The following is a 14,138-nucleotide window of genomic DNA, read 5'->3' as shown; positions in this document are numbered from 1 at the left end:
TGTATTGTAGACGCTTAATGTTGAAAATATTTTCTGCTTCAACTGCCACTAGTCCTTTACGCATCTCACGTACATCCCGCCCTTTTCTTCACCAAAAACCTTACCTATACCAGGTGCCCAACTTATACCGAAATGGATTGACAGAAGATTCGAGTTATTCTGAATAGATGAAGTGTCTTTTGAAGCGCACCAGAATGCGGTCTCCATTCCAATTCCGCCAAAGCTAGATTCGCCACATAGACCACCTCCTAAAACACTAAAGCCAGTTTCGTTCGAGGTTTTGGACAGTCCTTTCATCCATCCGGCAGCGTCCACCATCTTATCCCAAACCTGATTAGGCCCAACAGCACTGATCAGGCTTTCCCATTCTTGGTATTGAGGAATATGCCAACCCTTAGGAGCAAGTCCCCTGGGATCATTGACGGCGTACCAATTATAAAACTTTCCATAAACCAAACCATTGGCCTCATTAAATTCATAATAACACCATGCAGGCTTACCTTCATTGAGTGCTTTCTTCCATTCATCTGCATTTTTCGCTTCCTGAATAGGATCCATATTTCTAAAATGCCCCACATTCAGATTTTCAGCCGTCCACACCTGAGCGCCAATTTTAACATTTTTGGGATTTTTGTCTGTAGCTGATGTTCGTTTGCCCGGCTCGCTCTGCCCAATAGCTAACGAAGCGTGAACTACTATTCCGAATATCAAAACTGTAACTGCGTTCTTCATAATTATTGATTTTGATTTGCTATATAGAATCTTCAATTACCGCTAACTCAAAACCGTATGAGGCGACGGGATATAAATACTGATACACTATCCCCGTAACCCGATGTTGCAATGAGACTATGATCTACTGCTAATCCGGTAATGAAAAAATCCGGGGAGCTTTGACAAATACCTGGAATTTCACTCAACGGTTCGGCTATATTGTCGCCAATATATCCATTGCGTTTTTCTCTTTTATTGAAAGTTGTTTTAAAATGTCTGACGCTTGTTGTATATACTTGAAGTCTTTCGTTTGGCTTACTTTCTCAAATAGTTGAGAAACTGAAGTCCAAAGTTCGGCAATTTCCACAAATGCTTCGTGTCCTGATTTTAGTTTGCCAACTTTAAGCAAATCGTAACTTTCCTTTAAAAAGTCACGGTATAAATTTCTGAATAATGCACCACCTGTTCCTGCTTTCTCCATAAGCATTGCAGACATTTTGAAATCATTTTCAATGTCTTTACTTGCCTTGAACCATTTGATTATTTCAGTGCTTGTTTTCAAAATTCCCTTGTAGCCGATATTGTTGATGGGTGGATTGAGAAACTCAGTTGCATTGTTACGAATTGCAGATGGAATAGCCGTTTTTAAATCAAATTTCCTGGCAGTTTTGCTAAAAGTATAATACAAATTTCTTGAAGCCATCGGACCTTTTTCGGCTCTTGCTAATGCTAAACTTTTCAAACTGGTTTTCACTTTACCGCCTTGTTGTTTTGTGTCAACCAAGTATGCCGTTTCGTTGTCGTAACCATACATGGCTGCATAATGGCCTGCAAAATGAAAGGGTCTTGAAAAATACTCTAAATGATAGCAGTCTAATTTCAGTCCTACCACTTGGCCTTGGTCAAGCAATAGCTTTACATTGTCCCAAGCCTTTTTTGTTGAAGAAGTCTCCTTAACATTCAATTCAAGGTTTAGGTTCTTGGCTATATTTTGAGTTATTAAATCAGGTTTAATACGCCCACCGATAAATGGAAAATTCATGGATTTCATATTCCAAAAAATGAAACCAAGTCCTTCTCCAAGTCCAAAAAGCATTGGTTCAGAAAGTTCAATTCCCAATTGTAGCAATAAAGTTCCTGTTGCTGTTGTTTCGCAATGTTGACCGTCAAATGGTTTTAGATTCTCAATTTTCATTGTCTACCGCAATGTTGTTTTTAGCTGACCGATCACCTTGAATAATCTTTATACGCTGATTATTTAGCTCAACGATAACCAGCTTGTCCATGTACAAAAAAGGTATAAGTCCCATAAGCATTCCAATTAAAATAAAAATCACCGTTGTCGAAAAATCCGGCGCTCCAGGTTCTCCGTTAAACGTTGAATTCTCGGGATTTAAATGTGCGATTAGCGGAGCCGTGATAAAAAAAAGTCCCATGGCAATGGGAGATATTTAAAAGTATAAAAAACTGTTCTGTCGCTGTCCATAAAGTCACACAATTGGTTCGATGGCAAGAATCCCCAACGCCAATGCAAACGCATTTAATCTGCTTCATCAAATATATCGAAATATGCTCAATAGAAGCCTGCTGAATTTATTCCTATTCAGCAACCTGGAGATCAAATCTCGTAACTTGATTATCTTTGGTTTACTGATTTACTTAACCAGATGCATAATACTTCTCAAATCGCCACATCGCAACCTTTACTTGAATATTTCAACAAACTCATTCCTTTGAATCAGACCGAGAAAGAGTTGGTCCAATCGAAATTTCATCCACACTTGTTTTTGAAAAAGCAATTCGTTCTTCAGCACGGAGACGTTTGCGAATATTTTAACTTTGTGGTGCGTGGTTGCCTGAGGCTCTTTAAAGTAGATGAAAAAGGTGTCTACCACATTTTGCAATTTGCAACTGAAAACTATTGGATGCTTGATCTTACTAGTTTTCATAAAAGAACAAAGTCTGTCCTTGATATTGATGCTCTGGAAGACACTGTCGTTTTAAGAATCACTTACAATGATTTAATTGACTTATATGTAAAGGCGCCAAAATTTGATCGCATTTTCAGGGTATTATTGGAAAACCATTTCATGCAACAACAAGACCGGATTGGTCAGCTATTTAGTTCTACCGCTGAAGAGCGTTACCAGTTATTTTTGGAAACATATCCTCACCTTCTTAACCGTTTGTCGCAAGTACAAATTGCTTCATATCTTGGTGTCACCCCCGAATTTCTGAGTCGCATAAGAGCACGTATCGCCAAAAACGACATACGATAGCTATCTGGATATCGGGATAATCTTAAACCAGATCAATACTTTTTCTTAAACCAGGTCATTGGTGCGACCTCGGTGTTTGACGTTCCTTTGTGTCAACAAATTATCGATCAACAAAACGAAAAAGAATAAGTATATGTCAACTAACAAATCAACAGTAGCCATTATCGGCTTGGGAAACATCGGAAAAGTGGTTGCGTCAAACCTTGTAAATGGAAATCGCGAAATAATTGTAGCGAGTCATAAACTGGAAGATGCCAAAACATTCGCGAATCAATTGGGAGGCCTTGCTAAAGCTGCGGAAGTTGCAACGGCCATCAAAGAAGCAGACATCATAATACTGGCAGTGTGGTTCAGCACCATTCAGGAACTAATCGCTACATATGCTGCAGAGTTACAGGGGAAGATCATCGTTGATCCATCTAACCCAATTGCACCGGATGGCAAGGGTGGGTTCAAAAAAATTATTGGTGCTGAAGAATCGGCCGGGCAAATTATCGCTGGCTTACTTCCCAAAGGCGCTAAATTAGCAAAGGCATTCGGTACGCTCGGTGCTGGTTCATTGGCAAGTGCAGCATACCAAAAGCCCGATGCGGCTGTTCTATTTTATGCCACGGATGACAACACCATTGATGCACAGATTGAAGCGTTAATTAAAGATAGCGGATTCGAACCTGTGCGTATAGGAGGTATAAATCAGTCGATTCGCATTGAAGTATTTGGCGAATTGCATGAGTTTGGCGCGATTGGCAAGCCGATTACAAAATCCGAATTAAAACTGGCTGTTTAGTTTCACCAAAAACCTGAATTCCTATGAAGATGTCATTTTTTGTTCTCTTTGTGTTGAACTTTTGTGCGCTCAGTGCCTCGAGTCAGAAAATTGTTTTTCAAGAGCAAAACTTTGAATTGAAAAATGTTACTGCATCCGTTGTTAAGTTCAATGGAGAAGATGTTATCAAGGTTGAAAGAGATTTGAAAGCCTTGCCTTTTGATGTTAATCGTTTAGAAGCAACCGTGGACGAACCAACGTATGTCAAGTTAATGGATCTGGATTTTGAGAATGGGACAATCGAAGTGAAGATGCTGAGTCAAATTCAAAACCCTTCTCCATTCCAACGCGCTCAGGGATTCATCGGAGTTGCCTTTAGAATCAGTGAAAATGACACGGAATTCGAATCCATTTATCTCCGGCCCAGGGTCGGACGATCAGACAATCAATTAGCCAGGAATCGTACCGTACAATATTATTCTTATCCCGATTTTAAGTTTGAGACTTTAAGAAAAGAGGCACCGGGCAAGTACGAAACGACCGCCCCTGTCGACTTAAACGAATGGATCACTATGCGAATTGAAGTGAATGGGGAAAAAGCATATATGTACATCAATGATTCAAAATATTCAACATTTGTGGTTGATAAGTTGAAAGGAAAAACAACGCATGGTGCAATCGCATTATGGGTAGATATTGGTACCATCGGATATTTTAAGGATTTAAAGATTGATAAACGTTAATACCTTAAGAAGCCAATTTAGCTCTTGCCTTAACTTTATAGCTTGTATGTCGCGTGATCACAGATAGGGATTGGGTGGCGAGGCTCTGGTGTGTACCAAACGGACGGACAAGTCTAAGCACAATCTTCTTAACGTACGAAAGGTCAGCTTCTAATTTGTGTCGTGTGATTCTACCGGATTTGCCATTTTCCTTAAGCTTTTCTTCCGGAAGGTTTGCCATTCAATAAAATTGAACCAAAAATATTTAAGAGGAAGTCCATCCCATCAAAAAAAGCCGCTGATCACCGGCTTTTTTTTGGGTAGATATCGCTTCGTTGGTTAACTCGATTGGTTTATCGTCACAATCAATCAAACGAATGGCTCAAAATGTTTTATTGCCTGGTAAACTCATATAGCTGATCGCCGGGCTTAAAGAAAAGTTTGTTTTCTTTCGGCATAAAAACAATTTTCAGATTAGCAGTTTTATTTTCAAACTCGTGATTGCCTCTGTAATTAAGTCCGAATGTATTTTCGTTCGATGTCTTACCAACGAGTTGACCGTTCTGCTCCGTAAATTTTAAAGTAAAAGGGACAGCGGTAGTTTTATATTCTCCAAGGTAAAGCGCGATGTTTTCAATGGCGACCTCTGGTGCCGGAACATACGGCTCTATTGAAAGAATGTTATCAGTACTTTGAAGTCTGACGATAATACCCCAGCCGTAAAAATCATTGGCCACGGCAATCGCCAGTTCATTCGTACCTTTTTTTAATCGTAGCGGAATTTTTGCATTTTCGATGGAAATCCGGCCTTTCGGATATTTCAGGATTTGATGTTGGAAAAGATTTTTATCAACACTCAGCAAGCTGTTGTTCAGAAAGATCCAGACCTCATCACTGAATCCAATGTCAAGACTATTGGGCTGATCAATAGCGCTTTCTATGACTGCTTTCAACCAGATTACTTTTCTTTTTTCATTCATGCCATATTTGCGGGTGAGATTGACTAATCCCTCCCGTTCGGCGCGAATGTTTTGTTTGAACAACCTGTCGTCCGGCAAATTTTCGGTAGTCACTTCTCTTCCAGTTTCCAACAACTCCGGCTGTGTAACTGCCCAGGTTCTGATATAATTTGACCGGTGGTCCGTTAGGTCAGGTGCGGCTTCGGCACTCAGCCCATCCGTTTCATTGGGCCGGACCACTAAATTGGAAATATAACCTGCACCATCGAAAGCAATCGTACCTTCGGTAAGGTTGCCCTCAAGTTGCGGAATTTCCAGTACGGGCCTTGAGACGTCGTTAACATATACCCGCATTCTCTTGCCATGGATCACCAACTTCATGTGATTCCAATCATCTTTCTTGATCGGCGCGGGAGCCTGGTATTGTGGGTACATGTCCCACATGTTCACGCCATCAAAATATGGCGCGTATTGAATGGCTTCATTCGCGAGCTTATCTCCTATTTTTGTCACGCGCAGGTAAACAATTTCCTGTTCCTTTTCATCTTTGCGGTGAAAGTAGACTGACTGCGCAAAGCCAGGAAGAATAGACTCTACGTCAAATTCGATAATACCGTTTTTGAAATTCATATCTTTGATGACAACCTGCCCCGAGTTAGCAGCAAGCTTCATACTTTGCCGACCTTTATAAGTAAGAAATTCAACGGTACCTGCCTTGAAATCAAAATTCCCGGCTTTCATCTGGATAGCCCCCTTCTGGGCGCTTGAATCAATTCCCGCAAATAACAGTAACAGGATTACCACAATCTTTTTCATTTTCCTTTAATTTTTGGTTTGAAGATGTCCTGCAATTTGGAGGACACAGTGAATTTCAACTGCCCAAATCGAAGTCATGTTTGGTTCATTTTTGGTTCACGGAAGTAAATGGAAAGTTGAACGCTTGTTTTCGCCAAGAATTTTTAGTCGTGACAGCGTGTGGTCGTTGGTGTGGAAATAATAAATGATCTTATTTAAACATCGTTGTGGTCAGGCTCTTGAAGCGGCAACTTAGGTTTGGGAGCGCGTCACACTTGTGCACGTTACCGAACGAATTAGGGAAACTAAACTTGAAAATTTGCACTTTACCTAAGCTGCCGCATGGTTCCCATCTTAATCATACCGCCACAGACGCTCTGGTCCAACAACGACTTCATGTTCGGTCCCTCCGGCCAAGGAAACGCCTTATTTATACTTTAGGCAGACTGAAAAAATCCCTAAGGTCTTTTACTAACAAGTCGGGAACTTCCATGGCTGGAAAATGTCCGCCTTTTTCGTGAAACACATACCAATCTGGCTCTCTCGTAAGGGATAAGAGTTTTTTAAAGAGTGATTCATCGGCACGTTTTCCAAAGACGGTCATGCCAGATCGCACCTTTGGTGGTGTCCATTGACTGGATTCATTCGCACCACTGTCTGTGCCCCAGTTGAAAGCCATGCTCATATTTTCATACAACATTTCCGCACTGGAAGCACCGATTTTATTAAACCAGTACAACGATACAGTCGTCAACATCTGATCTATATTCATAGCCTCTTCTGGCAACTCCTTGTCTTCATCCGACCATTCCTTATATTTTTCAATTATCCATGCCAGTTGTCCTACCGGACTGTCCGACAGTGAATATGCAATTGTTTGTGGTCTTGTCGATTGTATTTCGAGATAGGCAGTACCATTCTTCTTATATTCTTTCATGCGTTCCAGCCGTGGCTTTTCCATATCAGATAAAAATGAAGTATCCGATGGAAACATACCCAGTCCGGCCACCGCGTAAAAATCAGTATTCACATGAGTTCCAATGAGTTTGTGTGCACCCAATGCCGACATGATACTGGTTATCCCGGCGCCCATATCCCCACCGTGAACGGCGAATTTTTCATATCCTAATTGCTCCATCAGGGCAGTGAAGGCAGACGCAATACGAAACATATTCCATCCTTTTTCTTTAACCGGAGTTGAAAAACCAAACCCTGGAATAGACGGAATAATTAGATGAAATGCGCGGACTTCATTCTTCTTGTCAATCAGCGGATTGGTTAGTGGTTCAATGATGTTTACAAAATCCGCGAAGGAACCCGGCCAGCCATGAATCAACATGAGCGGGGTGGCATCGGGATTACTGGATTTTATATGAAGGAAATGGATATTTTGGCCATCGATTTCAGTTATAAACTGAGGATACTTATTTAGCAATGCTTCTTGTTTTCGCCAGTCAAATTTGTTAACCCAATAATCCACCAGGCTTTTCAAATAATCTGCAGGTGCGCCCTTTTTCCACCCCTCCTTAATCATTTCACCTGGCCATCGAGTTTTTAATAGTCTTTCATTCAGATCGTTGATCTCAGCATTAGAAATTTGAATTTTAAATTGTTTCATCACTTTTTGGTTTTGTTATGCAACAAAGCTGGCTTGTGATGGTGTCTTAAAACGATAACAATTGTTAATAAATGCTACTTCCTGTTTCTGATTCGGCTTAGCGACACAGACGTAATTCCCAGAAAGGATGCTATATAATGTTGGGGTATCCGTTGCAGGATGTGGGGACTTTGTTTGAGCAACTCTTTATACCTTTCCTCCGGACTGTTTTTTATCCTTGAGAGAAACAATTTTTGATAATACATCAATCGCTGAAAGATCTGTTCTTCCAGTTCATGTTTGATGAGTGGGGAGCGCTCTATAATAATTGCATAATCTTTTTTGTTCAGTGTATGAATGATGCAAGGTTCAATCGTTTCAATTGAGAACAAGCTCGGTTCGTTGCTGCGAAAACTCTCAGCCGATGAAACCCCTTCACCCTCAAAGAAAAACTGAAATGTAATGTCCTTCCCATCCTTATTAAAAGATAACCTGATACATCCCTTCTCGATGTAAAACATTTTTTCAGAGACCTTACCTTCCTTTAACAATATTGTTCTGGCAGCAATCTCTTCGCGCTTAAAAAAATGCCGGAATTTTTCCCATTCGGCATTTAGTTGCTCACGTTCTTTTACCATGGGCTGAGTACTTAACAAATATCTATTGTTCGTAATTTATGTATTAATGACTTATGCTCATATGTTGTAGAATGAAACACCAAAAATTTGAACGCTGTTAAATTAGAAAACCGCCCGTGTTAGAATACACCTACCGTTAGCGAAATCACCTTTGAAATCTTTTTTATTTTATCTTTCTTCCTTGTTTATCGATGAAGAGCCAATCCGCACTTTCCCACCTGGAATGTTCACCATCACTAATAGTCACGCAACTTTTACCGGTGAGCTGTGCTTAGTTCTTGAGAATTTGCTTACAAACAGTCATGGATACAAATTCTTTTATCACCACTGCTGTAGATCAACCCATTTTTTCAAAATATTCACATTCTCCCTTCATCAATTTATAAGCCCTTTATCGCTAACATTTGTCAATCGGCAGTTACGGGCATGGGAGGAGATAAAGGTGAGCACAATAAATTATCAAGCGCGACCTGAGGAGAAGTTTACAATTGGGAAATTTGCTATGCCTCTGTAGCAACCCCGAAACAATGGGAGTGACCATCATCGTCTGTAACGAAGAACTCAGTTTGTCCATAGTCTCTCTCGGCAATTTCAGACACGTCATATCCAAGCCTCTTCAAACGCTCGCGTGTCTGATGAATATTAACCGGCGCCCAGTAAAGCCTGATGCCTTCATAATCTTCTTGTTTGATCGGTGTTCCTTCCCTCTTGTTGAGCCAGCAGTAAATATGTTCATTGTGAACCATGCAGCCGACCAACTTGCCTTCATATCTCATTTCCCGGTCTACCGAAAGGCCGAGTCCGTCTACCCAAAAGCGTAAACTTTTCTCAAGATCAGCGCTGGGGATCACAGGTATGCAAGAAGTCATAAGAACGTTCTTTGTGATATTGTTTACATCCATTATTCAAACTGCCTTGGAACTATGACCGCATTTAAACGCAAGCGTTTTAAAAAAACTTGCCATCAACCCCAGGCGAATAAATTTACTTACAGAAAAGGGGAATAGCAAAGTGGCCTGCATGCGATTTAACCGGTGCGGATAAATTTTCTTGTAGGAATTAGTAATCAAACAAACCCTATTATCTATTGGCATGAATTATTCACCTTGCTTTTCTTAATATATCTACGCAATAATTCACTTCCTTTATCAAAGTACTCTCAATATCGATGGTGTCGTCCTCGAAACGATTATGTCCGGTAGTCTCAGAATCTATAAGCTTGCCATTCTTAAAATAGTAGCGCCCGACAAAATTTCTTTCAGTCTTTGTGTAGTCGAATTCTCTTGAACGCTCAATGTGACGGAATCCGTCGAATGTCTCATACACAAAAATTAATTCCCCGTCTGTGAAATAGTATTCATAAATCTCCACACCATAAGAAAGTCCTATTCTTCTCGTTATCTTTTGAATTTGGCCGCTCTTAAAGAAGCCTGTTAGTTCTCCACCTCCCTCTGTCATTTGCGATAAGAATGCTTCGTTTTCCAACGTAGTTATCGTTAATGATTTATCCTGGTTAATTTGTTTAACTCTTTTTATAAGGCTGGGATATTTGTCAGAAATATCTTGTGCAATAGTGGACAAGCATACTATTAAACAAAAAAGTAAAATAAAGATGTTTTTCATACTTGTTTTAACAATGGGGGCTAATGGTTGGCTATACACCATGCCACCAACAAGCATCACCTTTTAAATCTTCCTTAGTCATATTACAGTACACCAATTCGATTAACTGAGCTTTGAACACAGTTTGTACGATTGTCTTTTCTCCTACGGTTATAACACACCTTCAACCTGGGCATCAATTCCCATCAATAAAATGCATACTTCACTAGCTACCGCGTGTCGTCTCAGCTTTAGCGCCCGGCGCAAGCTCCCATGCAACGGTCATGCCGGGCAATGCCGGCGCGGGAAGCCGGATTAATCATGGGATGCGGTAAAGCCCTAGTTCATTAATCCAGTCCACTCAAATTCTGTTTATTCAATAGTGATTGAATGCCATTCTCGAATGTTGGGATAGCCGTCCCCATATGTTCCATGTTCTTATACACTTTTGATCGCACTCTAATTTGTTCCTTTTCAGCTAATGTTTTCAACAAATCTCTTAAACCATTTGATTCATTTTCTATGATTTCTAATTCTCCAATTGTCAAGAAAAGTTCAACGACGGGCTGACGCTTTTTGTAATTCAAAGAGCTTTTAATTTGTTCAATTAAATATCCGTCATGATAATAAATTGAAGGACTTGCAGCTACGAAATTATTAAAGACTAAAGTATCTGTCAGTTCCTGGGTTAAAGCAAAGAGTACAAAGTATCCACCTAAAGAGTGCCCCATGATAGTTCGATTAGTTTTATCAGTTCTATAGGATGAATCAATGTGTGATATGACCCGTGTTTTAATGAATTGGTGGAAATTGTACCCCTGTCCACTTATTTTTAAACTGTCTGTTCCAAGAGCCGCCGGGAATGTGTAGTCACGGTGGCGTAATGAGTCCATGACGTAAGCATTTTCATAGCCAATTCCGACAATTATCGGTTCATTAAATGACTTTTTCTTTTTACGATATCTGGCCACCGCATCGACAGTTGGGTCAAAAAATGCGTTGCCGTCCAGAAGGTAAATTACCGGATACAGTTTTTTACTGTTCTTTGCGTAATTCTTTGGAACCCTCACAAAAAAAGAAAACGGTTCATTTGAAAAATCTGATTTTAATGTAAAGGTAGGAGTTGTTTCTACATCGTCAGGTTCGTTTGGCGCATTCTTATTTGTTAATGCTGTTACAAAGAGACAATAGTGATGGGGAGGTCTTGTCCATTGACCTAAGCTGGTTCTACGAAAAAAACTTTTTGAAGCACCCCCAATCTTGACTTCATAGAATATTTTCGATACGTCTTTTGTATTATCAGGAATAAACTCGATTGCTGCCAACACACTTCCCTTTAACAGTATGTTATCTTGGGATAAATCAAACTTCAACCAGCCCTCCTTAATGGGATGTCTTTGCAGAATACTTTTATCAATAATTCTTTCACGAGGGATGTTTTCATCTACGTCATATTTGTAAAAATTAATTCTAAAATTTGCACTGTCACTTCGCGGTGAATTGATATGAAGATTGATAGATGTTATATGTGCATGTGAATTACCCAGGTTAATGACTTGTCCTATTTCAAAACTGTCATCCTCTTTAAATATTCCGTCAGTAAAATGGATTAAACCCCTCTTTCTAATACCGTATTTTTTCTCCACAAGTTTTTCTGCTGCAATTACAATTTCCTTCAGTTGCGTAATTTTTTCACTTAATCTGATGGTAAGTACTTTATCTGTAACAAAGTTTTGAATTGGCAGGGTGGATTCATAATATCCCACCATTGAAAATGTTATACTGTCGAATTGAAATTTTGATGGAATTTCAATCCTAAAGGAGCCATCTTCCCTCGATACAGTTCCGATATCTTTATTTTTTATACCAATATTAACATAACTCAAATGCTGGCCGCTCCTTGCATCAACTACATTACCCGTAATTTGAATTTGTGAAAAGGTATAATGGGTACTCGAGGTCAATAGAAGAATTATACAAACAGGGACAAGATTGGATACAGTCATGCGTTTGGTTTCTATTGGGATGAATTGATTGCCTCAATAGTTGTGCATGTTGAATTTTTCCTCACACCAGCACGGAGCCTTGCAGTTGCTACTATCGTTTTGTGCGCCGGTTACTTGTTCAACTTGTACATCAATCCAATTCTGAAGGTATAGGCGCTTTCAAAAAAACTATTGCTATAGTTAATGGTCGTTTGTTGATGGATAGGAATAAGAGGATTTTTTATCCTGCTTTTTACGGCCTGGAGATCATAAATTTTCAAAGGGACATTCAAGTCAATAATAAATCTTTGGCTGAGATTGTATTTTATTCGCGGTACCATATTCAATACAAAACCGTACAACTTAGTTGACGAATAGTAACGGGTTTCAACATTTGGAATATATTCCACAAGCACGTAATATGGATTTATCCCTATACCGAGATTAAAACCAAGTCGGTTAGCTTTGTTTGTGAGTGTTTTGCTCAACTCATATCGTAGTGAATATGAACTAGCCTGACCCTCAAAATCTGGCATCTCTTTTTTTAATTCGTAATTCATCGGATACTGAATATTGTCATAGGATTTCGATACTTCAGGAATCAGAAATTCGATCTCATGCGTGTAGCCCTTCTTTGTATCGATATCTACAGCAAGACTTATCCTGGCGAAATTAACTTTATCAGACTCCTCCACCCTATTGGGTCTGCTTTCAAAGTACCGAATTTCAAATATATCGGTGTTCTGATAAATCTTAATTCCTAAGTTCTTTTGCCCGAAGGAACAAATGGTGTTCAAAATGAAGAGTGCTGTAATTAATATTCTTGTCATTACGGATTTTTCATTTGTCTGTTTGAAAAGTCGTGAATAGTCTTTGCAGGTATCCTTAAAAATGCTCCTTTTTCCACATCGATCCATTTGTCGCCGACAAGTATTGATGTGGTGCCTTCCATGCTGTAGAATACTCTGTCATTGTCTTCGTGATGGTGTGCACCTGGTCTGCTACGTTTGGTTCAATCCACCATTCCGAAATGCTGTATTTGTCCGCTGTTTCATTTTCGTCTGCCATGAAAACCTGCCGTCATTGTCCCGCACTTATAACTCTACCATCTCCCGCTTTAAGAAATAATTTGTCTGTTTCTTGTTGCTTGTGTTTCATGTTTTATCTCATTTTGCTGTCGTTCGGTGTCGTTCTACAATTCCGGCCCAACGTTTGTGTACCAGCAGTGATGGGCTTTCGGAGCCGCTTCTTTTCCACGTAACCAAACGTTGAACGAAGATAAAACTTAAACCCTACTCGTCACCCCAATTGCAGAACATTTTATTGACAACTGGTGGTGATCATTTATATTCAATTAAGTCCCACTTATTCCCGTAAAGATCCTCGAAAACAGTCACACGCCCATAAGATTCGTCTGACGGTTGTCGAATAATATTTACATTTTGTTTTTTTAGGTTTGCAAAATCGCGGTCAAAGTTGTCCGTTCTTAAAAAAAGAAATACTCGCCCACCGGTTTGATTGCCTACATACTTCTTCTGGGTATCTCCTTCCGCCTTGGCCAACAGTATTGAACAGTCGCCTTGTCCTTTAGGTTTAACTAATACCCATCTCTTTGTTTCGCTTAACTTCTCATCACTTATTAAGTCAAAGTCCAACTTTTGAGTATAAAACTCAATTGCTTCATCGTAGTCGTCAACTAATATCGAAATATGTACCAATTTCTGATTCATAAGTAAGCGTTTATCGCAAGCTAAGCAGCCTGGGCCGTGAAGCCGATGACCAAACCCAATATATTGATTAAAGAATAGCTAACTTTTTTTAATGAAGCCCTCAAAAACATTTTGATCATAGCAAACTGATTTCGTCTAACTGAAAATTTATTTCTCAACACAATCCCTGGCCTGAAAAAACCAAAACATCGCAGGATAAAACGCAGCTTCGCTTTTCGCTTCCCTATTGTCTTTACCTCGTAGTTGTATATCTATCAGGTCTCCCTCAATCTGTTCATACAGCTCATCAGGACAAAGTGCCCGAAGTAATCTCTCTGACCATGCGGGAAGTGATTTCATTTCAGCTTTGTG

Annotated in this window: 16 protein-coding genes; 3 read left to right on the top strand and 13 right to left on the bottom strand. The window is 39.8% G+C overall.

The window, feature by feature from the left end:
- Window positions 1-48: 48 nt before the first annotated feature.
- The 3 genes from P2W71_RS12650 to P2W71_RS12640 all read right to left on the bottom strand — a co-directional run bounded on the left by P2W71_RS12650 (window position 49) and on the right by P2W71_RS12640 (window position 2,150).
- Window positions 49-732 (bottom strand): fibrobacter succinogenes major paralogous domain-containing protein, encoded by a 684-nt coding sequence (locus tag P2W71_RS12650; RefSeq protein WP_276371525.1) that lies wholly within the window; start codon window positions 730-732, stop codon window positions 49-51.
- A 196-nt stretch (window positions 733-928) separates the two neighbouring features.
- Complete coding sequence (locus P2W71_RS12645) at window positions 929-1,909, bottom strand: BtrH N-terminal domain-containing protein (RefSeq protein ID WP_276371523.1); 981 nt, start codon at window positions 1,907-1,909, stop codon at window positions 929-931.
- A complete protein-coding gene (locus P2W71_RS12640; RefSeq protein ID WP_276371521.1) occupies window positions 1,899-2,150 on the bottom strand; it encodes a hypothetical protein in 252 nt (83 codons plus the stop codon). Before P2W71_RS12640 ends, P2W71_RS12645 begins: the two co-directional genes overlap by 11 nt.
- A 351-nt stretch (window positions 2,151-2,501) precedes the next feature.
- Here P2W71_RS12640 and P2W71_RS12635 point away from each other — a divergent pair, with 351 nt between their 5' ends.
- The 3 genes from P2W71_RS12635 (at window position 2,502) to P2W71_RS12625 (ending at window position 4,502) form a co-directional block, all read left to right on the top strand.
- Window positions 2,502-2,993, top strand: coding sequence for a Crp/Fnr family transcriptional regulator (locus P2W71_RS12635; protein WP_276371520.1), 492 nt, complete (start codon window positions 2,502-2,504; stop codon window positions 2,991-2,993).
- Window positions 2,994-3,054: 61 nt separating this feature from the next.
- Window positions 3,055-3,780 (top strand): NAD(P)-binding domain-containing protein, encoded by a 726-nt coding sequence (locus P2W71_RS12630; RefSeq protein ID WP_276371518.1) that lies wholly within the window; start codon window positions 3,055-3,057, stop codon window positions 3,778-3,780.
- A gap of 23 nt (window positions 3,781-3,803) precedes the next feature.
- The gene (locus P2W71_RS12625; protein ID WP_276371516.1) at window positions 3,804-4,502 is read left to right on the top strand and encodes a family 16 glycoside hydrolase; all 699 of its coding nucleotides are present in this window, start codon (window positions 3,804-3,806) and stop codon (window positions 4,500-4,502) included.
- A 371-nt stretch (window positions 4,503-4,873) separates the two neighbouring features.
- Here the strand turns inward: P2W71_RS12625 and P2W71_RS12620 are convergent, their stop codons facing one another.
- The 10 genes from P2W71_RS12620 to P2W71_RS12575 form a co-directional block, all read right to left on the bottom strand.
- The gene (locus P2W71_RS12620; protein WP_276371514.1) at window positions 4,874-6,256 is read right to left on the bottom strand and encodes a family 16 glycoside hydrolase; all 1,383 of its coding nucleotides are present in this window, start codon (window positions 6,254-6,256) and stop codon (window positions 4,874-4,876) included.
- A 409-nt stretch (window positions 6,257-6,665) separates the two neighbouring features.
- On the bottom strand, window positions 6,666-7,853 hold the full coding sequence (locus P2W71_RS12615) for an epoxide hydrolase family protein (protein ID WP_276371512.1): 1,188 nt from the start codon (window positions 7,851-7,853) through the stop codon (window positions 6,666-6,668).
- 74 nt (window positions 7,854-7,927) lie between these two features.
- Window positions 7,928-8,470 carry a Crp/Fnr family transcriptional regulator gene (locus P2W71_RS12610; RefSeq protein WP_276371510.1) on the bottom strand — a complete coding sequence of 181 codons (543 nt, stop codon included), beginning with the start codon at window positions 8,468-8,470 and terminating at the stop codon, window positions 7,928-7,930.
- 500 nt (window positions 8,471-8,970) lie between these two features.
- Window positions 8,971-9,339, bottom strand: coding sequence for a VOC family protein (locus P2W71_RS12605; protein ID WP_276371508.1), 369 nt, complete (start codon window positions 9,337-9,339; stop codon window positions 8,971-8,973).
- A 232-nt stretch (window positions 9,340-9,571) separates the two neighbouring features.
- On the bottom strand, window positions 9,572-10,093 hold the full coding sequence (locus tag P2W71_RS12600; protein WP_276371505.1) for a hypothetical protein: 522 nt from the start codon (window positions 10,091-10,093) through the stop codon (window positions 9,572-9,574).
- Window positions 10,094-10,419: 326 nt separating this feature from the next.
- Entirely contained in the window at window positions 10,420-12,078 is a 1,659-nt protein-coding gene (locus tag P2W71_RS12595) for an alpha/beta hydrolase-fold protein (RefSeq protein WP_276371503.1), read from the bottom strand.
- Window positions 12,079-12,188: 110 nt separating this feature from the next.
- Window positions 12,189-12,887, bottom strand: coding sequence for a hypothetical protein (locus P2W71_RS12590; protein ID WP_276371501.1), 699 nt, complete (start codon window positions 12,885-12,887; stop codon window positions 12,189-12,191).
- A 55-nt stretch (window positions 12,888-12,942) separates the two neighbouring features.
- Window positions 12,943-13,125, bottom strand: a complete 183-nt coding sequence (locus P2W71_RS12585; protein WP_276371499.1) for a hypothetical protein — start codon at window positions 13,123-13,125, stop codon at window positions 12,943-12,945.
- A gap of 272 nt (window positions 13,126-13,397) precedes the next feature.
- A complete protein-coding gene (locus P2W71_RS12580) occupies window positions 13,398-13,787 on the bottom strand; it encodes a VOC family protein (RefSeq protein ID WP_276371497.1) in 390 nt (129 codons plus the stop codon).
- 147 nt (window positions 13,788-13,934) lie between these two features.
- A complete protein-coding gene (locus tag P2W71_RS12575; RefSeq protein ID WP_276371495.1) occupies window positions 13,935-14,126 on the bottom strand; it encodes a hypothetical protein in 192 nt (63 codons plus the stop codon).
- Between the last annotated feature and the right edge of the window lie 12 nt (window positions 14,127-14,138).

Origin of the sequence: Chryseolinea sp. H1M3-3 (genome assembly GCF_029360725.1) — a bacterium.
In the GTDB taxonomy this organism is placed as follows: Bacteria; Bacteroidota; Bacteroidia; order Cytophagales; family Cyclobacteriaceae; genus Chryseolinea.
The sequence above is the reverse complement of the archived record's forward strand: the minus strand, read 5'-3'. Positions and strand labels throughout refer to the sequence as shown.

Coding starts and splice junctions, on each gene's coding strand:
- P2W71_RS12650 (WP_276371525.1), bottom strand. CDS start 732: ATGAAGAACGCAGTTACAGTTTTGATATTCGGAATAGTAGTTCACGCT.
- P2W71_RS12645 (WP_276371523.1), bottom strand. CDS start 1,909: ATGAAAATTGAGAATCTAAAACCATTTGACGGTCAACATTGCGAAACA.
- P2W71_RS12640 (WP_276371521.1), bottom strand. CDS start 2,150: ATGGGACTTTTTTTTATCACGGCTCCGCTAATCGCACATTTAAATCCC.
- P2W71_RS12625 (WP_276371516.1), top strand. CDS start 3,804: ATGAAGATGTCATTTTTTGTTCTCTTTGTGTTGAACTTTTGTGCGCTC.
- P2W71_RS12620 (WP_276371514.1), bottom strand. CDS start 6,256: ATGAAAAAGATTGTGGTAATCCTGTTACTGTTATTTGCGGGAATTGAT.
- P2W71_RS12615 (WP_276371512.1), bottom strand. CDS start 7,853: ATGAAACAATTTAAAATTCAAATTTCTAATGCTGAGATCAACGATCTG.
- P2W71_RS12610 (WP_276371510.1), bottom strand. CDS start 8,470: ATGGTAAAAGAACGTGAGCAACTAAATGCCGAATGGGAAAAATTCCGG.
- P2W71_RS12605 (WP_276371508.1), bottom strand. CDS start 9,339: ATGACTTCTTGCATACCTGTGATCCCCAGCGCTGATCTTGAGAAAAGT.
- P2W71_RS12600 (WP_276371505.1), bottom strand. CDS start 10,093: ATGAAAAACATCTTTATTTTACTTTTTTGTTTAATAGTATGCTTGTCC.
- P2W71_RS12595 (WP_276371503.1), bottom strand. CDS start 12,078: ATGACTGTATCCAATCTTGTCCCTGTTTGTATAATTCTTCTATTGACC.
- P2W71_RS12590 (WP_276371501.1), bottom strand. CDS start 12,887: ATGACAAGAATATTAATTACAGCACTCTTCATTTTGAACACCATTTGT.
- P2W71_RS12585 (WP_276371499.1), bottom strand. CDS start 13,125: ATGGCAGACGAAAATGAAACAGCGGACAAATACAGCATTTCGGAATGG.
- P2W71_RS12580 (WP_276371497.1), bottom strand. CDS start 13,787: ATGAATCAGAAATTGGTACATATTTCGATATTAGTTGACGACTACGAT.
- P2W71_RS12575 (WP_276371495.1), bottom strand. CDS start 14,126: ATGAAATCACTTCCCGCATGGTCAGAGAGATTACTTCGGGCACTTTGT.